General features: G+C 51.5%; 20 protein-coding genes. 12 read left to right on the forward strand and 8 right to left on the reverse strand.

Annotated elements, in window-relative coordinates:
• Positions 1-4: 4 nt before the first annotated feature.
• On the reverse strand, positions 5-667 hold the full coding sequence (locus WKJ04_RS14530; RefSeq protein ID WP_337881069.1) for a riboflavin synthase subunit alpha: 663 nt from the start codon (positions 665-667) through the stop codon (positions 5-7).
• Between WKJ04_RS14530 and WKJ04_RS14535 the strand changes: the two genes are divergently transcribed.
• Both WKJ04_RS14535 and WKJ04_RS14540 read left to right on the forward strand, forming a co-directional pair.
• The gene (locus WKJ04_RS14535; RefSeq protein ID WP_337881070.1) at positions 666-2,069 is read left to right on the forward strand and encodes an MATE family efflux transporter; all 1,404 of its coding nucleotides are present in this window, start codon (positions 666-668) and stop codon (positions 2,067-2,069) included. The genes WKJ04_RS14530 and WKJ04_RS14535 overlap by 2 nt on opposite strands.
• Entirely contained in the window at positions 2,011-3,033 is a 1,023-nt protein-coding gene (locus WKJ04_RS14540) for a DUF3080 family protein (RefSeq protein ID WP_337881071.1), read from the forward strand. The genes WKJ04_RS14535 and WKJ04_RS14540 overlap by 59 nt, the downstream gene beginning before the upstream one ends.
• On the opposite strand, the gene WKJ04_RS14545 is transcribed toward WKJ04_RS14540, so the two are convergent.
• The 6 genes from WKJ04_RS14545 to WKJ04_RS14570 all read right to left on the reverse strand — a co-directional run bounded on the left by WKJ04_RS14545 (position 3,030) and on the right by WKJ04_RS14570 (position 8,002).
• Positions 3,030-3,923 (reverse strand): hypothetical protein, encoded by an 894-nt coding sequence (locus WKJ04_RS14545; protein ID WP_337881072.1) that lies wholly within the window; start codon positions 3,921-3,923, stop codon positions 3,030-3,032. The two genes, WKJ04_RS14540 and WKJ04_RS14545, sit on opposite strands and share 4 nt — an antisense overlap.
• 14 nt (positions 3,924-3,937) lie before the next feature.
• Entirely contained in the window at positions 3,938-4,699 is a 762-nt protein-coding gene (locus tag WKJ04_RS14550; RefSeq protein WP_337881073.1) for a hypothetical protein, read from the reverse strand.
• Positions 4,699-5,247, reverse strand: a complete 549-nt coding sequence (locus tag WKJ04_RS14555; protein WP_337881074.1) for a hypothetical protein — start codon at positions 5,245-5,247, stop codon at positions 4,699-4,701. The genes WKJ04_RS14550 and WKJ04_RS14555 overlap by 1 nt, the downstream gene beginning before the upstream one ends.
• A gap of 7 nt (positions 5,248-5,254) precedes the next feature.
• Positions 5,255-5,545: a DnaJ domain-containing protein gene (locus WKJ04_RS14560; protein WP_337841953.1), complete on the reverse strand. Its 291-nt coding sequence runs from the start codon at positions 5,543-5,545 to the stop codon at positions 5,255-5,257.
• Between the two features lie 91 nt (positions 5,546-5,636).
• Entirely contained in the window at positions 5,637-6,563 is a 927-nt protein-coding gene (locus WKJ04_RS14565; protein ID WP_337881075.1) for a chemotaxis protein, read from the reverse strand.
• Positions 6,564-6,730: 167 nt separating this feature from the next.
• A complete protein-coding gene (locus WKJ04_RS14570) occupies positions 6,731-8,002 on the reverse strand; it encodes a protein kinase (protein WP_337881076.1) in 1,272 nt (423 codons plus the stop codon).
• Between the two features lie 118 nt (positions 8,003-8,120).
• Here WKJ04_RS14570 and yghU point away from each other — a divergent pair, with 118 nt between their 5' ends.
• The 7 genes from yghU to WKJ04_RS14605 all read left to right on the forward strand — a co-directional run bounded on the left by yghU (position 8,121) and on the right by WKJ04_RS14605 (position 12,867).
• Positions 8,121-8,948, forward strand: coding sequence for a glutathione-dependent disulfide-bond oxidoreductase (gene yghU, locus WKJ04_RS14575; RefSeq protein ID WP_337881077.1), 828 nt, complete (start codon positions 8,121-8,123; stop codon positions 8,946-8,948).
• Positions 8,949-9,078: 130 nt separating this feature from the next.
• Positions 9,079-9,765 carry a hypothetical protein gene (locus WKJ04_RS14580; RefSeq protein ID WP_337881078.1) on the forward strand — a complete coding sequence of 229 codons (687 nt, stop codon included), beginning with the start codon at positions 9,079-9,081 and terminating at the stop codon, positions 9,763-9,765.
• Positions 9,762-10,739, forward strand: a complete 978-nt coding sequence (locus WKJ04_RS14585) for an alpha/beta hydrolase (RefSeq protein ID WP_337881079.1) — start codon at positions 9,762-9,764, stop codon at positions 10,737-10,739. Before WKJ04_RS14580 ends, WKJ04_RS14585 begins: the two co-directional genes overlap by 4 nt.
• A gap of 4 nt (positions 10,740-10,743) precedes the next feature.
• On the forward strand, positions 10,744-11,757 hold the full coding sequence (locus WKJ04_RS14590) for a hypothetical protein (protein ID WP_337881080.1): 1,014 nt from the start codon (positions 10,744-10,746) through the stop codon (positions 11,755-11,757).
• 24 nt (positions 11,758-11,781) lie between these two features.
• Positions 11,782-12,042, forward strand: a complete 261-nt coding sequence (locus WKJ04_RS14595; RefSeq protein ID WP_337881081.1) for a DUF3224 domain-containing protein — start codon at positions 11,782-11,784, stop codon at positions 12,040-12,042.
• Between the two features lie 144 nt (positions 12,043-12,186).
• A complete protein-coding gene (locus WKJ04_RS14600) occupies positions 12,187-12,531 on the forward strand; it encodes a hypothetical protein (protein ID WP_337881082.1) in 345 nt (114 codons plus the stop codon).
• A gap of 63 nt (positions 12,532-12,594) precedes the next feature.
• Positions 12,595-12,867, forward strand: a complete 273-nt coding sequence (locus WKJ04_RS14605; RefSeq protein WP_337881083.1) for a hypothetical protein — start codon at positions 12,595-12,597, stop codon at positions 12,865-12,867.
• A gap of 52 nt (positions 12,868-12,919) precedes the next feature.
• Here WKJ04_RS14605 and WKJ04_RS14610 read toward each other — a convergent pair whose 3' ends face one another.
• The gene (locus tag WKJ04_RS14610; RefSeq protein ID WP_337881084.1) at positions 12,920-14,536 is read right to left on the reverse strand and encodes an FAD-dependent oxidoreductase; all 1,617 of its coding nucleotides are present in this window, start codon (positions 14,534-14,536) and stop codon (positions 12,920-12,922) included.
• Between the two features lie 364 nt (positions 14,537-14,900).
• Here WKJ04_RS14610 and WKJ04_RS14615 point away from each other — a divergent pair, with 364 nt between their 5' ends.
• The 3 genes from WKJ04_RS14615 (at position 14,901) to WKJ04_RS14625 (ending at position 17,694) form a co-directional block, all read left to right on the forward strand.
• Entirely contained in the window at positions 14,901-16,124 is a 1,224-nt protein-coding gene (locus WKJ04_RS14615) for an aromatic ring-hydroxylating dioxygenase subunit alpha (RefSeq protein WP_337881085.1), read from the forward strand.
• A 455-nt stretch (positions 16,125-16,579) separates the two neighbouring features.
• Positions 16,580-17,119: a hypothetical protein gene (locus WKJ04_RS14620; protein ID WP_337881086.1), complete on the forward strand. Its 540-nt coding sequence runs from the start codon at positions 16,580-16,582 to the stop codon at positions 17,117-17,119.
• 110 nt (positions 17,120-17,229) lie between these two features.
• Entirely contained in the window at positions 17,230-17,694 is a 465-nt protein-coding gene (locus WKJ04_RS14625) for a hypothetical protein (RefSeq protein WP_337881087.1), read from the forward strand.
• The last annotated feature ends 127 nt before the right edge of the window (positions 17,695-17,821 follow it).

A 17,821-nucleotide genomic window follows, 5' to 3' on the forward strand; every position in this document is an offset into this window, starting at 1 on the left:
TGGCTCAGCCGCGCTGCGCCAGCACCCGTTCGACCGTGTCAACAATGGTGATGGTTTGCTGGTCCAGTTCAATATTCACCAGGTCTCCCGACTGGCGCTTACCTAGTGTGGTCACGGACAAAGTCTCCGGGATCAGATGCAAGTAGAAACTATGGTCTGTCACGTCGCCTACTGTCAGGCTAATACCATCCACCGCAATAAAACCTTTGCTCAACACATAGGGCCGGAATGCCGCGGGTAGTTCCAGTTCAATGCGGCAATTCAAGTCTTGTTTCTCAACAGCCCGGATAGCGACAGTGCCGTGTACATGGCCTGAGACCAGATGACCGCCTATTTCGCGGCCAAAACTCAATGAACGCTCAAAATTCACCCAACTGCCTTGGGTCAGTGCACCAAGATTAGTCTTTTGCAGCGTTTCATCTATCACATCAAATTGCACCCAGCCAGCCGTGGCATCGAAGTCTGTCGCCGTCAGGCAAGTGCCATTGATGGCGATACTGGCCCCCCGCTCTAACTGCGACAACAATTCTGTCGGCACAGTTAACTTCAGCTGGCGGAATTGCCCCTGGTCGTGAACTTGTTGCACCTGAACCTGGCGCTGCACTATTCCGGTAAACATAAAGCCTCTGTTGTGGTAAGGTGGCGGCGATTTTTCTGGAGTCATCATGCTACCTTTTTCCCGCTTTGAAGCCAAAACCATTCTGAAATTATCCGGTCCTATTGTTCTGGCACAACTGACCCAAACCATGATGTATGTCATTGATACGCTGATGGCTGGCCGGGTTGGCGCTTTAGATATGGCGGCTATTGCAGTGGCTTCTGCCATCTGGCTGCCCATTATTCTGACCTTTCAGGGCTTATTACTGGCGTTAACGCCGATCATTGCCCAGCACTTTGGCGCCCGTCAGCATCAGGCTATTCCGGCCACCACCCTGCAAGGGGCTTATCTGGCGGGTTTCCTCGCCACCCTATTGATGATTGCGATGCAATTTATCGGAGCACCACTGTCGTATCTGCAAATGGAAGACGAAGTGCGGCAAAAAGCGGTGGATTATCTGCACTACGTCAGTTTTGGCATTTACCCGCTGGCCGGTTATATGGTGCTGCGCAATTTATTCGAAGGCATAGGCAATACCAAAGCGACTATGTGGATTGCCTTTGTCGGTTTGCTGGTGAATATACCGGCCAACTATGTATTCATTTACGGCCATTTGGGCATGCCAGCCTTAGGTGGCGCCGGTTGTGGTCTGGCCACAGCCCTGGTGCACTGCGCCATGTTCTGCGCCATGCTGACTTATGCACTGCGTAGCCGCAGCAGCAAACGCTATATGGTTCGTCCTCCGAGTTTGCAGCCTTGCAAAAAGGAGCTCTGGCAGATTATCGCCATAGGCACCCCTATTGCCTTTTCGTTGTTTTTTGAAGTCACGCTGTTTTCCTGTATTCCGTTGTTGATAGTGCATTTGGGCGCCATAGTGGTGTCCGGGCATCAAATTGCCAATAACTACAGCGCCTTGGTATTTATGCTCCCAATGTCGATGGGTTTGGCTACCACCATTCGGGTTGGCCATTTGGTCGGTTCACGTGATGTCAAAGAACTGAAAAAGGCCGTCAGTACCGCTGTGCAACTGGCGATGCTGATGGCGGTGGGCATCGCCACCCTGACCTTCGTCGCCCGCTTTTTTGTGGCCTCTTTGTACAGTACTGATCCGGCGGTGATTCATATTGCAGCCTCTATTCTGGTGCTGGCCTGTTTTTATCAGCTGTCCGATGCGGTGCAGGTGGTCTGCGCCTGTGCACTGCGCGGCCTGAAGTACACCAAGCCGGTTTTTTACATTACCTTTGTTGCCTACTGGCCTATAGGCTTTGGTTTAGGTACGCTGCTGGGCCTGACCGACATTCTGGTGCCAAAAATGGGTGCTCATGGTTTCTGGATCGGTATTATTATCGGGCTGACCGTCGCAGCAGTACTGCTGGCACTGATCCTTAAAAGACGGCTGAAGGTTCTGGAAAATGACACGATGGCGCTTGCTGCTACTGATACTGCTGGCCAGCCAATACAGCTGCACTGAACCCACCCAGAAAGTCTGGCAGGACTATCAGGCCCGGCTAAGCCGGATCACTGGCGCACAGTTTCCAGAGCTGGCGACCACAGCACGACCTGCTTTACCTGCCATCAGCGCCTTACGCCACCCTGTCACTGAACAGCAACTCAGTTTGCTTGATCTGCTGGCGCTGCGTTCCTGTGGCCTGGACCAGTTGGTCGGCGAGCGTAACAGCAGTTTGGGCAAAGTGCAGACGATCAGTCAGCGTTTTGCTTACGAAGTGGCGTTTATGCAGCAGGTGAAGCCCTGTCTTCTTTCTGGCTCACTGAGTACGGAACTCACTGAACAACTCAGGCAGATCAGCCTGATCAAACAACAGGACTTACCCGCCTTATGGCACAACCTGCTGCTGACAGACCCGACGTTACGTCAGCAATGGCAACCCGCAGCAGAAGGCCTGCCTCTGCGTGGCCAGCCGGGCCTCACTGAAAGCCTGCAAGCGCTGCAGCAATTACTGGCCATCCGGCAACTGCTGCTTTCACAGGACTGGGGTCAGCTGAACCAGCGTCATGTCGAAGCCCCCCTGGCCTTGTTGTACCAATCCGGCTATTTCAGCCGCTGGTTACGCAGCCTGTACTGGCATTTGTCCGCACTGCACACCACTCAGGCCGGTCTAAACGCGGTGCCTGTGCAGCAATTTTGCCCGGCCGGGAAAAGCCATGGCAACACAGAAAAGCTTAGGAATGTGCTGAGTCAGGTGTTTATTCAGCGTATTCAACAGCCGCTGGCGGAACTGGATGGCGCTTATCAGCAATTCTGGCCTTTGCTGACGGCGTTGTATCAACAGACTGCGTTGTGGCCTGCATTGCAGCAGCGGGTTGAACAGCCAATGCAGGAACTAAAACACCAGTTACGGCTGCATGTCAGCTGGTGGCAGCAGGTACAACAGCACTGTGCCGCACCTGCTGCAAGTCGAAAAGAAATCAGTTAAAGCTCAATGTACTGTGGCCAGCCAAGCAGTGGTTGTGCCAGCCCATGTCTGTGTTCAAAGGCGTCCAGCTTTTCCGGTGACGCCTGCTCCAGCGCCAGTTTCTGGTACTTGCGGGCAAATTCGACAGTGCGCTTGAGCGCATCAATAAAATTTGCTCCCAGCTCAGCCCGTACCGCCTCGTCGTAACCAGTAGGTAACATCAACAGCACCTGCTCGGTCTGCAGTTGCAGCACTGCGGACTCGGACCAACTGTCTTTTAACTCCAGTTGACGCAGGCGTTTTTTTAAGTCCTGCCGCACTTTATCCCCCCCCGTAAACAAGCGGTACAGCACCACTTCGGCAATCATGTCTTCGACACTGAAGTGTTCAAAAGGATCGAGTTGACTCTGGGCATAAAACTGCTGTTTCACCACCGAAATGGCATTGCGGCGTAACGACTCCAGCCGGGCCTGCTGATACTGCGCCAATCCTTCCCATTCTTCAGCATCCGGCGGACTGGATAAGTCCTGCAGCAGCTGTTCGTCCACGTCACCGTAAAGCGAGCGCCGGTTTGGCTGGGCAATAGTGGCTTGAGCCAATAAGGTCCAGCCCTTTTGGAAGGATTTCACCACACCGTCCGGACTCTGCAGTACGGCCAGCGCTTTGTCATGCTGCTGTTGAGCCAGTTCCGCCAGACCGAGGCTGGCAACCCCAATCACATCAAAGGAGGCCTGTTCCAGCAAATGCATTTTGTATTTATTGTAAAACTTATCAGCAAATTTCAGGCTCATCAGCACCGCTTTGCTTTTGATTTGCTCCAGTTCCTCTGCTGACAACTGCCCCTGTGCCAGTCCTTGCCGGATCACCTGGGTTAAAAAAGGCCCTTGCTGATTGCGAAGTACTAACTGCATCTGAAACCCAATCCTTAGTCGAGGAAGCTGAACATATCGTCCACTTCGTCGTATTGTTCTGTCGCCTGGTTTTTCTCTTTCGCCTGCATCACCAGCTCAGCGGCAAACTTATTGATAATGTTCTCCCAGCCGGAGTTTTCATTGCGAATGAGGTTCTTAATGGCATCCCCTGTGCTGGGTGATAACTGGAAAATCAGAGCCAATAAACTGCGTGGATCATCAAAACCCAGGCCGTGCACCTGCTCGGCCGTGGTGCGTTCGCTGTAGCTCAGCGCTTCTTCCAGATCCTGTTCTTCTTCGTGCAGCAGGTCGTGTACTTCATCGTCCTCTTCATCCTGTTCACCGCGATACAACTCGATAAACGGAATACAGAGATAAAACAGCCCTGCCGGATCTTCGGCAATGGCTTCAAGAATTTCGGTTTGTTTTTCTTCACTGTCCTGGGTGCGGATTAAATAGGTCAGAAAATCAAAGGTGTGTTGTTTCAGCTCATCGGCATTATTTTTAATTTTCTCTTCCCAATACAGTGGCTGCTGACTGACGATGTCGCGGATTTTTTCCGGCGTCATCAGTTCAGAAATAATCGAAGGAAAAGACAAATCATGTTGGGAGTTGATTTGGGTCAGCGTCACAATATCGATCTGCTCAATTACTTCCACCAGTTGCTCGTCTGACATGGTGTTGGCGATCAGATCAAATTTTTTGCTGGCCTGTTTAGGTTCCACCACAGCCAGTTCTTTAATTTCGGCCACGGTAATTTCAATTAAGTTGTTCATCAGCGCCCTTCCCGGTCAAAGCGAATTTCATCATAGGCATCGTCGTAACCCGGTTCATCCTCGTCCTCATCTTCGTCCGAGTCCGGAACAAAACCGAGGTCGTCCCTGTCGTCTTCGTCGTCCATCCTATCGCGGGCGGCGTCAAAGCCGGACCCGACAGTGGCCTGAAAGGTCAGCATATAGAGCACTGCAACAGCTTCAATCAGCAGTTGCTCATTCAGCGCCCGCACTGCTTTGACCAGCGGCAGATCGGCGTTGCCAAAAGCCACAGTGGTTTTGAACTGCTCCCAGTCCGGCACTGTACCGGCTTTCAGCCAGGCGGCCCATTGCAGTTTGGCCTGCGGGCTGAATTTCACTTTGCCATACAAAGCCACAGGCAGGTATTCAGGCACAGAGTGCAGCATCTCAGGGTCTGCCAGCAGCACCTTTTTCATCTGAGCAGTAAATTGTTCCAGCGCTTTCGGGGTTTCAGGGTCGCTGTAGGATTCAATATTTTCAAAGGCATCGGCTTTGAGCTGAGCCAAACGTTCGCTGTTAAATTTTTTCATACAAACCTCAAGGCGCCGGGTAATAACTGTCCCACAGCTCTTTCATCGCTGCGGCCGGGTCGGTCACTATCACATTGTTTAAATCTTTGATAAAAGCGGCGCGCTTTTTTGCATCCGACAGCACATCATAGGCTTCTTTCACCCGCTGTAACTGCGCAGCAGCCTGCTCAAGTTCGACTTCAGAGGCATCGCGCAGTTTATCCGGGTGGTACTTGTTTGACAGCCGTTTATAGGCTTTTTTGATTTCGTCTTCCGTGGCGTTTGCTTTCACGCCTAATACACGAAAATAGTTAATCATGCCGTCCACTTATCTGTTTCAGAGGACCCAGTCCCCTTTGGAACCTGGCATGATAGCAGAGAACACGCGGCTGCCAATCGGCTTTTTTCTGTTATCCGGCACGCATCCATTTTTGCACCGCGGACACCAGTTCATCGGGGTGAAATTTGGCAATAAACTGGTCAGCGCCAACTTTGCGTACCATAGCCTCGTTAAAGACGCCGCTTAACGAGGAGTGCAGAATGATATGGATATGTTTGAGCTGGTCGTCCTTTTTGACTTCGGCGGTCAGCGTGTAACCGTCCATTTCCGGCATTTCAATATCCGAAATCATTAAAGGCACAGCCTGCGCAATATCGCCACCCAGTTCATTGGCTTTGGCTTTTAGCCAGTCAAGCGCCATACGGCCGTCATTCACGGTTTCAACATGAATGCCGACAGTGGACAAGGCGCGTTTTACCTGATTACGGGCCACAGCAGAGTCATCTGCCACCAGCACGGTCAGGTTTTGCACCGCTAAATCCTTCGACTTTTCTTTCACCGACTCACTGACAGTTTCATCCACAGGCGAAATCTCGGAAAAAACTTTTTCCACATCGATGATTTGCACCAGCTTTTTGTCCACCTCTGTGACCGCAGTCAGGTAATGTGATTTACCGGCGCCATGAGGTGGCGGCAGAATTTGTTCCCAATTGACATTCACTATGCGGTCCACGCCACCAACCAAAAAGCCCTGAGTGTTACGGTTGTATTCGGTGACCAGAATAAAAGCGTGGGATAAATCCTCAATACGTTTGCCGCCAGTGGCCTGGCTTAAATCAATCACAGTCACGGGTACACCGCGTAAATGGGCGATACCCCGCACATTGGGGTTGGCGCCGGGTAACCCGGACAGTTCAGGGCATTGAATGACTTCGCGCACCTTAAACACATTGATGCCGTAAGGTTGGCTGCCCTGTAATCTGAACATCAGCAGCTCCAGTCGGTTTTGGCCAACAATATTGGTACGTTGATCAACAGAACTCATGAAACCGGACATAGTCACCTCAAATAGAAATTAATACACCGCTCGTAGCAAACTCAGTATGGCAGCTTTCATCGTATATGCTGTTGATCCTGCGTTATAAAGCGACGCAACGAGTGGTCGGACAAACTAATTTGAAAAATACGATAAAATCTGCAATTTGAAAAGCCCTGCTTGCTGAATTATTTCTGACGGACTGATAAGTGTCGTTCAATCCAAGCGAAATCCGGCCGCTGCTGAACAGCATGCTGCAGGCATGCAACTTCTAGCTGCCACAGCGGGTCACTGCCCTGCACAGGATCAGTGCAATGCAGCCGTAAGTCCTGCAGCAAATAACCAAAGGCCCGGATATCCAGTGCTTTAAACGCCTGCTGCTGCAACGGAGTCAGGTTGTCCAGGGCTGTAGCAGCGCCAAAATCGCCCAGATACAGCTGATAGTCTGGATCAACCAGCATATTGTGGGCGTACAAATCGCCATGGCAGACAGCGTGATGATGCAAATGTGCCATAGTCGCAGCGACCTGCAGAGCCACTTTCAGCAGCTGGCTGCGGCTGAGCGTAAAACCTGCGGCATAACAATCCCGGCTGATGCTGCTGAAACTTGGCACCAAACCAAGGGGTCTGAACCCTGGCGGGATCAACTGCATCACCAAAGCAGTGGTATCCTCGAACCTCACTTCAGCACGCAGCGGAATTAAGTTGGCATGGCCGGAGCACCGCACTGAGTTCCACAGTTCCTCTTCCGGACAGCCGTCCGTGGTGATACGGCCCTTAAATTGTTTCAGGGCCCACTCAGATCCATCGTATTGATCCCGCACCCGGTAAATCAGGCCTGAAGCACCTTGTCCCAATAAGTCGAGCTGTGTATAGCGCTCAGCCTGATGGTCTGGCAGCAGGTTCTGCACAGGGGGCCTGGCAAAACAAGCCGGATTGGCTCCCACAGATAACCAGGCAAGCTTCGGCAACTGAAACAGCCAGTCCGGTACGGTGGTCAGACGGTTTAATGAAAGCCGCAGCAATGCCACAGAAGTACAGTCTTGCATCGATTCTGGTAACGCCCGCAGCCGGTTAGCGGCCAGAGCCACCTTTTGGAGCTGCCGATAACGGCCCATATCTGCCGGTAACGCTGTCAGCTGGTTGTCGGTCAGGATCAGCCAGCGTATAGAATCCGGCAGCACGCCTTCGGCAAATTCAGTCAGGCCATTGCCTTTAAAGCTGATCATTTCCAGCTGCGGGCATTGGGCAAGCACCGCCGGGATCTGGCGAAATTGATTATTGGTCAGAAATAACCGTTTTAATCTGACAAAACAGGATAGTTCTTCAGGCAAGTCTGACAGCAGGTTGTCGGATAAATCTATCTGCTCCAGCTGACCAGCGTACTGAACTAATTGTTGGGGAAAGGTCGTCAGGGCCGCACTCCATTTCACCGAACTTTTATCCGCCGACAATTGCATCTGGTAGCCTCAAAAAAAACCGACAGTCTAATAACTGCGCGTTGCCACAGCAAGGCACTTGTATCGGTCCACGCCAACACCCATAGTAAAACCATCTCCCATAAACCAAGGAAAAACCATGAGCAGTTATCAACCGCCCAAAGTCTGGCACTGGGATCAGGCCAACGGCGGCGCCTTTGCCGCCATCAACCGTCCTGTATCCGGAGCCACCCACCAGAAAGACCGCCCGAAAGGCAAACATGCTTTGCAGCTGTATTCTCTGGCGACCCCCAATGGGGTTAAAGTGACCGTCATGCTGGAAGAATTGCTGGAGCTTGGCATCAGCGCAGCGGAGTATGACGCCTGGTTGGTGAATATCCGCGAAGGAGATCAGTTCAGCAGCGGTTTTGTTGAGGTAAACCCCAACAGCAAAATTCCGGCCTTAGTTGATGAAGACACTGGTATCCGTTTGTTTGAATCCGGCTCCATCCTGCTGTATCTGGCGCAAAAGTTTAACGCCTTTTTACCGGCTGAGCTGGCTGAACGCACCGAAGTGATGAACTGGCTGTTCTGGCAAATGGGCAGTGCGCCTTTTGTCGGGGGTGGGTTTGGTCATTTTTATGCGTATGCGCCGGAAAAATACGAGTACCCGATCAACCGCTATGCCATGGAAACCAAACGTCAGCTGGACGTGCTGGATAAGCTGCTGGCACAGCGCACTTACATAGCCGGTGAGCACTACAGTATTGCCGATATGGCCATTTGGCCCTGGTACGGTGCGCTGGTGCTGGGCCGTTTGTATAACGCAGCAGAGTTTCTTGATGTGCAGGGCTACCCCAACCTGCAACGTTGGGCCCGTCTGATTGACGAGCGGCCTGCGGTGAAACGTGGTGTGAAAGTCAACCGCAATTGGGGTGAGCCGCATGAGCAAGTGCCTGAGCGGCACAGCGCCGCAGATTTCACCTGACAGTGCCTGCTGTCAGCCAACAGTGGCAAAGAAAGACAAAATGACATAGCAATATAACATTTATCTTGAAAGCAAACGGCAGTTGTTTTTTAATGGGGCTACTCAGCCACACTATTAAGGGTCCACTGCGATGCTTTCGCTGTTAAATTTTACCATTGCCATGTTCGATCTGGCGCTGCTTTTTTATGTGCTCAGTACGCCCGCCGGTAACGCGGGCGGTAGCCAGTGGCGACTGTTGTTTCTTGCGGTACTGCTGGGCGGTATGGCATATGACAACCTGGTGATCGCCAGTGGCTATTGGTTGATTGAGCAGCCCTGGTTTTACGGCGTCAGCATGGCGCGCTTTTATTTCCATGTGCTGTCCTTGCCCTTTTTAACCTTGTTTACCTGGTCCATTATTCGTGACAGCGGCCTTGCGCTTGGGCAAAGCAGGTTGTTTCTGATGGTGTGCGCTGCGATGACACTGGGGGCGCTGGCCTATGGTATCAGCCAGGAGCTCTGGGGCTTACAACTGGTAGAAAACAGCCAGTTTGGGGTGCGGCGGATGTCAAACGCCCATGGCTCTGCCCCTGTGGCGACCATCCTGACCAATCTGTTCACCATCCTGCTTGCCGGTTATGTGTGGCGCAAAAGCGGCTGGAAGGTGCTGTTTCTCGGCGCCGTTTTTATCTTTATCGTCAATGGTGCCACGGCAGGACAAAAATGGGGTTTTATGGCCGGTAACCTGGCTGAAGTAGTCTTTGCGCTGAGCCTGATCGCCAGCCATCTGCATGTCAGCGCCACCGCAGCCGTGAACCGGCAGCAGGTCCTGGCATGAGCCTGCGCCGTTTGCTGCTATTGCCGCTGCAGTTGCTGTTGCTGCTGACGGCTGGTTATTTGCTTTGGGTGCTTATTGCCTACCGCGATTTGCCGGTGGAGGAGCTGGAAAGGCGCTACGGCGGTGACAAGCTGCAGCGGGTGATGATTGACAACGTCAACCTGCGTTACAAAGTGGAAGGTCAGGGTCCGGTGTTGGTACTGATCCACTCGCATTTTTTCACTATGCGCCAGTGGCAGCCCTGGGTAGAGCAGCTGAGCAACCGCTTCACCTTGCTTCGTTTTGATTTAACCAGCCACGGCCTGACAGGCCCGGACCCCACTGATGATTACTCCCGTGAACGCGGAGCCGCCCTGCTGACCGGCCTGCTGGACCACCTGAACATTGATCAGGCCAGTATTATCGGCTCCTCAACCGGTGCTGGTATTGCCTACACCTTTGCCGCCATGCACCCGGAGCGCACGCAAAGCCTGGTGCTGATCAATGCGCCCGGCATGCCGAAAACTTCGAATAAATACATGGACAAAGAGCTGCCTGCCTGGGGTGGTTTTATGTTCTACCTGTTACCCAAGGCTTTATTTGAGAGCTTCTTAAAAGCGCCCATTGTGGATGACAGCCTGGTCACGCCTGAATTACTCACAGAGTTTTTTGATATGTACCGTCGCGAAGGTAACCGCATGGCCGAGTACCACAGAATGCGCGCTTACGAAAAAGCTGATATTTCGCCGCTGCTGGCCAAGATTACTGCCCCTGTGCTGTTGATGTGGGGTGAACAGAACCCGCAATTACCAGTGGAGCATGTGACATTGTTTCAGCAAAAGCTAACCGCCAGCAAAGCGGTGCACAGCATTATTTACCCAGGCATAGGCCATGTGATCCCGCTGGAAAACCCGCAGCAGGCCGCAAAAGATACGGCTGCTTTTGTGCAGTCGCAGCTTGAGCTGCTGCCCCACCCCGGTTCAGCCCATGAGTAGCCTTATGCACACCACTCTGTTTGCCCTGACTCTGACTGTTTTTCTGGCGGCGTGCAGTGAGCCTGTGCTCCCACCAGCCACACCACTGAGGGCAGACCCCGGCCAGTTCGTGCACATTCCTTATTTACAGCAAGGTGAACTGAAAGTGCTGACCGAACGCAACCTGCTGTTGCCTGCCAACGCAGAACAGCGAGAGTTGGAGCTCAGCATTTTTTACCCCGAGCAAAACGGGCGTTACCCGCTGGTGCTATTTTCTCATGGCAACTGGTCCTCCAAGGACAAGTACGACACAGTTATAAAGTTCTGGGTCAGCCACGGTTATGTGGTAGTGGCCCCTAACCACCTGGACTGCTGCTCCAGAGTCAGTGGCATTGTTAACAGCATGCGCTACGGCAACTTTGGTCTGATCGAAAACCGGGTGAAAGACCTGCGCTATTTACTGGACAACTTTGACCAGCTGGAACAGGTGCTGCCGGCGCTGAAAGACAAAACCAACCTGCAACAGATTGCAGTGGCCGGCCATTCCTTTGGGGCTTTCAGTGCTCAGCAGTTTGGCGGTGCCGGTACGCTGAACGGCGAGGACAACAGCTATCACTACTACAAAGAGCCACGGGTAAAAGCCATAGTGGCGCTGTCGCCACCGGGCCCTATGTTTGATGAAATCACCGAACAAAGCTGGCAGCAACTGGCCACTCCCACCTTCAACAGTACAGGTAGCTGGGACATTGACAACTACTTCTTCCCACAATGGCAGCTGCATAAAATGGCCTTCGACAGCGCCCAGCCCGGCCATAATTACCTGCTGGTCACCCAAGGTGCCGACCATTACCTGGGCAACCTGATTTGCCGGCCTGAACGTGAAGCCACACCGCAGCACGACGCCCTGACCATGCTCAACGCCAGCTCGACCGCCTTTTTAGCCGCCTACTTAAAACAAGACGACCGGGCGAAACAGTTTTTGCAAAGCGGCCAGCTGCAACAACTGACCGCCGGCTTTTCCAGCCTGGAGTTTCGCTGACGTGCACTTAAGCTGACAACTCAGTTGGCATTCCGGCTGTTCTGCAGCAGGGTATCCATTCTATTTTTCTCATTCACCCCTCACATTCTGCCGAACCAAGGAAAAAAACGCAGTTTTGTGCTGCAGCACTTTGGCACTATAAATAAAGGCCAAAGCACCTTGTTGCTTGAAGTAGTGCCTGATTCAGGCGCTGGTGAACTGACTGGGCTTAGAGGAAAAATGCAGATCAAGGTAGAAAACGGCAAGCATTTTTACGAGTTTGACTATGAGATTGCCGCCGTCTGATAGCGGTAACCCTCTGTTAAAAATATTGAAAATCAGGGACAAACCTATTAGGGTGATGCACTAACCTTATGATGGAAAAAACAAACCACCGGCTTGCGAATCTTTCAGCTTCGCCAGATGATGTTGCCAGGAGGCAAATCGAACATGAAGTTTAACCTTGGTCTTGTTTTATTGTGTTCAGTGTCTCTTACGGCATGCGCAAGTAAAGCCAAACAAGAACTCAACTGGGACGCCCTGCGTCATAACATTGCAACGCTGTCTGTTGTGGCTGCAACTTGCCTGGAACAAAAGGCAACAGACTCGGCAGCTTGTGTTGATTTTGCCCACCGCTACCAAACCAATGGTGCTCAGGATTTAAAGCTGTTCAGTGAACATTTAGCGGACTTTTTAAAGAAAGACCTGGACGCTGCTTTAGAAACAACGGCCCAAACCTTAGTGATCGCGAATGCAGTTGTGTTTGTAGTCGATGCTGGCAAGCCAACTACCTGAAGCGAGCCCCTAACAAAGGGTGAAGTTATAACTCATTGGTAATGAACAACAAGGATAAAGTTGATGGCTGCCACACTGATAATTGGAATTCCCGTTCTGTTGATCTTAGCGCTTGTCATTCTTTTAAAGAAAGAAGCTTCTGCGAGTTACAAAGTCATTTTTATTCTGGGCGTGTTTACTCCATTTTTGGTGGATATCCTCTACTGCTCCGCACTAAAAAATGAATGCCCGCCCGACCCGCTCAATGTAATGGGCCATCTTTTGCTGTCGGTGTATGTGATTGCCATCAGCTCGGTGATTTACAGGTTTTTGCCAGCGAGATTGAAGGGGCCGTAAGGACGCGATAGCACGGGGAAAATTTACCCCGTGCCGTAGTTAACAAGCACTACTAAACCAACAGCGGCGGGCATTGCCGTTCCAAGACCGCTTTAGCACTCACCTGATTGCCGGTGAGCGCAAAGCCCAACAACTGATCCCCCTGGCGGTATATAGCTTTGACCCCTTGACTGGACGCCTGTTCTATCACCCATTCGCCTGGCGCCAAACGGCCGTCGGCCAGCCTTGGCGGCGGGTTGACCACCACAGGGAATAAGGTGGTTTTCACCATCACCGGCATAGCACCGTACTGCACCTGGGTTGGCTCGCCATGCAGGGTTTTGGCTAAGGCCCGCACTTGCGCCATCATTGGCAGTATGTAGTACAGCACCAGGTTTTCTACCTGAGCACAGTCGCCAATGGCGTACACGTCAGGCGCGCTGGTTTGCAGCCGTCTGTCGGTGATAATGCCACGGTCTGTGGCAATGCCAGCCGCTTTGGCCAGTTCGGTATTGGGCCGCACCCCAATGGCCGACAAGACTAAATCAGCTGCTATCTGCTGGTGATCACTCAGCGTCACCAACACCCCATCCTGTTCGCTGGTCACCTGCTGCACCACAGTACCGAAATGAAAACGCGCGCCAGCCCCACGCAGCGCCTGCTCGACAGAGTCAGATGCCTCCGGCGGCAGCAGGCTGGCCAACACTGTTGGCATGGGGTCGACCACCTCCACCTGAAAACCGGCTTGCAGCAGGTCGTTGGCGTATTCGCAGCCAATTAAACCGGCGCCAATAATCAGAATTTTCTTTTTGCCCTCGGCCTTAGCGCGGAATTTGCCGTAGTCGGGCAAATTATTGACCGACAGCACTTTATCCAGGCCGCTGCCGGCTAGAGGCGGCTGAATGCAGTTAGCGCCAGTAGCCAGTACCAGCTTGCTGTAAGGCTGCGCCGCTTTGCCTGCTACCTGAACGGTTTTGGCCTGGGTATCAATGGAGGTAACCTGGCTAAAGGCATGAATGTGCAGCTGGTACTGTTCTGCCATCTGCTCCGCGCTCTGACTGACCAGATCCGCGGCCGATTTGTTTTTGGCAAAGCCGGTCGACAGTAAAGGTTTGGAATAAAAGGCGCCATCGTCATTGGTGTACAGCACAATGGCACTGGAGCTGTCGAGCTTGCGAATTTCTTTAACCAGGTTGTAGGCGGCCAGGCCGCTGCCAATAATGACAATGGGGGCGACGACAGGTGCAGCCTGTTGCGCCGCAGCCAGCGCTGTAGTCACTGCTACGCGTTTGACTTCACGCATATCAAAGTCGGCTTTACTGACGCCGCATTCCGGGCATAACCAGTCGGCTGGAATGTCCCGCCAGCGGGTGCCCGGCGCTATACCGTCGTCCGGCCAGCCTTTGGATTCGTCATACACCCAACTGCACACCTGGCATTCCCAAATGCTGTATTCCAGCCCGGCCGCTGCAGTTGCAGCCGGGTCAGCGGCGGTTACCGCGCTGCTGGCCGACGGGCTGATAGCCACCATGTCAAAATCGGCTTTGCCGACGCCACATTCAGGGCAGGTCCAGTCGTCCGGAATGTCTTGCCAACGGGTACCAGGTGCTAAGCCCTCTTCCGGGCAACCTTTAGCTTCGTCATACACCCAGGCACACACCTGACATTCCCAAATTTTAAATTCTGACATCTCTAACCTCAGGTTTATTACCTAGACCCACAGCTTGCCTGACGGCGGCTTCAACCCAAGTCAAAGCACTGACATTCCCTGCCGGGTTTAGCTTCGGGTTGTAGTTCTGACTACCATAGTGCCAAAAATTTTGCTAAATTCAACTTAAATGACATATCATTAAGTCATTAACTTGATAGTCAGGTCTGTATTCGTAAAATCTGTAAGCAACACATGGGGTTAGTTGTCGCTTGTGCTGAGTAAGCCAGCAACATTCTCTGTACAACGCAGAGTGGTGCTGCAGGAATACTCAACCAATGGCAGATCCAGGCACCAACATTGAACGTAGCTTAAAACAATTTCAAAAATTAAAGGAAGAGCGGCCATGTTAAAGAACCTTTGGTATGTTGCGGAATGGTCCGACACCGTGAAAGACAAGCCGGTAAAAACCAAATTGCTGGGTCAGAATCTGGTGTTATTCCGCGATCTGGAAGGCAAAGTAAAGTGCCTGGCCGACGTTTGTCTGCACCGTGGCGGCTCTTTATCTGGCGGTTGGGTCAGTGAAAAACGCGATTGTGTGGTTTGTCCTTACCATGGCTGGCATTACAACGGCAGCGGTAAATGCCAGAAAATCCCGTCTGAAGGCGACAGTTTTCAGGTGCCAAAGCGCTTTAAAGTAGACGCTTATGATGTTGAAGAAAAATACGGCATGATCTGGGTTTTTATGGGGGATTTACCGGCCGAAGAGCGCTTCCCTATTCCCCCGCTGCCTGAGTTTGGCGACGAAGCCAACTGGCGCGGTCTGAAAACCGAATTTACCTGGAAAGCCGAAGCCTCCCGCGTGGTGGAAAATGGCATCGACATTGCGCACGCCTCTTTTGTGCACCCGGTGTTTGGTTACCCCAGCACGGCGGAAGACAACTTCATTGAAAACGTCGAAAAGTACGAATGGTGGGCGAAATCGACCAATGTGATGTACCCGCCCCAACTGAAAGGCGGTTTTTTGGGCTGGCGTAACTTTTTACGCAAAGACAAGCAGGAAACCAAAGTGCACCCGGAATGGCATTTACCCGGCATGGTGGTGCGCATTCAAATCGACATTCGCCCCGGGTGGCATATTGTGATGTTCGACGCCAACACCCCGGTGGACGAACACACCACCCGCACCTTTGCCTGGCAGTTCCGTAGCTTCTTTAAAATTGGTCTGTTTGACAAAGGCTCGCTGAAGCGGCTGAAAACCATTCTTTTGGAAGACGCGGCCATAGTGCAGGAATCACAACCTTATTACCTGCCAGAAACCCTGGCCAATGAGGTGTCGGTGAAGTCGGACAAGTTTATGAGCACCTTCCGGATGGCACGGCGCAAACTGATTGAAGAAAAAGGCTGGCAAATTGACACCAAAGCCCGCGACGAACACCAGGGCAAAAAGGTGCTGACCGTGGCCTCCCCTGGCCGCCGCCAGGCCATGATTGACGGTGACGGCTGGGTGTTTGACGAAATGCCAACAGTGCCGCCTATTAAAAGCGCCACCCGCAAAAACGCCTTTGAGCAGCAGGTTGACGTGCTGACGACCGAGTCGTCCAACTCGAAAGACAGCATTATTGCCTAACCAACCCACTCCAAAAGAAGCGGCCCGGTGCCGCTTTTTTTATTCAGCGATGGCGGAGGTGGATGGACCTATGTTTTTAATGACAGCCAAATTGCATTCGTTTGTTACCAGGTAGCGCCACGGACTTCAACCGCAGTGGTTGGGCCCTAACGCCCACAAAGCAGTGTGGCTACCAATGCAGACAAATGCTGATCGACATTGCCTTACATGGCCTCAATACAGCCCAAAACCACTGGTGAAATACCCATCAAACCACCACGAGTAAAATTGCGAACAACTCGCGTACAGCAAGTACATAATTTGTCCGGTTGGCTTTTAATTCATTCGAAAAAACCGGTTGAAAAATAGGTACTTCGGCATTAATTTGGTATGCGTAAAAATCAGGAAAGAAGGCAAAAAAACTTCCGACTTGCGGGCGTTTTGCCTTTGAATAAGCGTTAGGTTTTCAGGGAAGTATGAAGCATTCAATTACATTTTTATTACTGCTAATTGCAGGGTGCACATCAAACTCAAATCAAGAGTTTCCAAATGAATGGGCAAAAATACCCAAACCTAATGGTAATGGGTGCCCTGATATATCTGGGAAGTATGAAAATATAGCTATAAATCCCAAAGGGGAAAGTGGTTTAAATTTGGCTTGGCTAATTATTCCTGGCTCTAAAGAGAAGCAAGACCTCAACTCTATTGAGTTTATCCTCGATCCGTTGCATGAAAGCTTACGAATTATCGCTAACTCTGAAGGTGGAGCAGTAGTCGAGTCTACTTTGTCAAAAAGAAACAAAGACTTCTATTGCGAGCAAGGTTCACTGATCATTGAGAACAATGAGTTTGTAAACCAAGATGGTGTCATAGCACAAAACTGGAAATCATATGCAGTTGCTAAAACTGCTGATGGTTTGGTAATGCATTATGTTGATAGCGCTACGGGGTTATTTTTCTTAGTCCCAGTGACAGGAAGCCATAAATACTGGTATCTCTACAAGCAAAAAACCTAACAAGCCAAGTCAGCGGGACACTAACACGTAGGCTCCCGTCACTTCGTTCCGTATTTTAGCCTACGTGTTATTGCCCCTGCTTGGGGCGTTAGCCATACACAAGGAATTGCATGAGTATCGTTGTAAAAGTTAAAAAGGCTGTCTGGAATCTTGGGGCAGTTTTATTTTTTGTTTGGCTTGGATTTAAGAGTATTGGTTACGGAATGGATCTTCTGGGTATTGAAGGAGCATCAATCTGTTCTTATACCAAGGTAGCAGAATTCCCTTCTCCAAACGGTAAAAAAATTGCGAAGCTAGGCTATTCGGATTGCGGGGCAACAACGAACTGGCAAACTGGCGTAAATATTGTTGATGTAGATACTGAGAAAGAGTTTAACGGTATATTTGGGCTGGATGGTAAGCCAGAGAGCTTAAAAATAGTCTGGGAATCAGACACAAAACTCACTTTTAGTAACTTTCCAGTAGATAAGCTACTTTGGTTTAATCAGAAGTATTCATCAGGTGTAAAAGTCACAATTGGCGAGAGTTCGGCTAACGAGTTACTAAAGCCGACCGCTAACGCATCGGTTGAGTAAGGCGTTAGCAGTATGAATCAGGCTTTTACTAATCAAGTTGCTAACAAACAAATATTAACGCCAGCAAACTGCGCTGGCTGCGACGTCAAACCGCTGCGCGGCTTTCCGCGCTAAATTTGGGCGTTAT

The organism is Rheinheimera sp., from assembly GCF_037442345.1.
Lineage (GTDB): Bacteria > Pseudomonadota > Gammaproteobacteria > Enterobacterales > Alteromonadaceae > Pararheinheimera.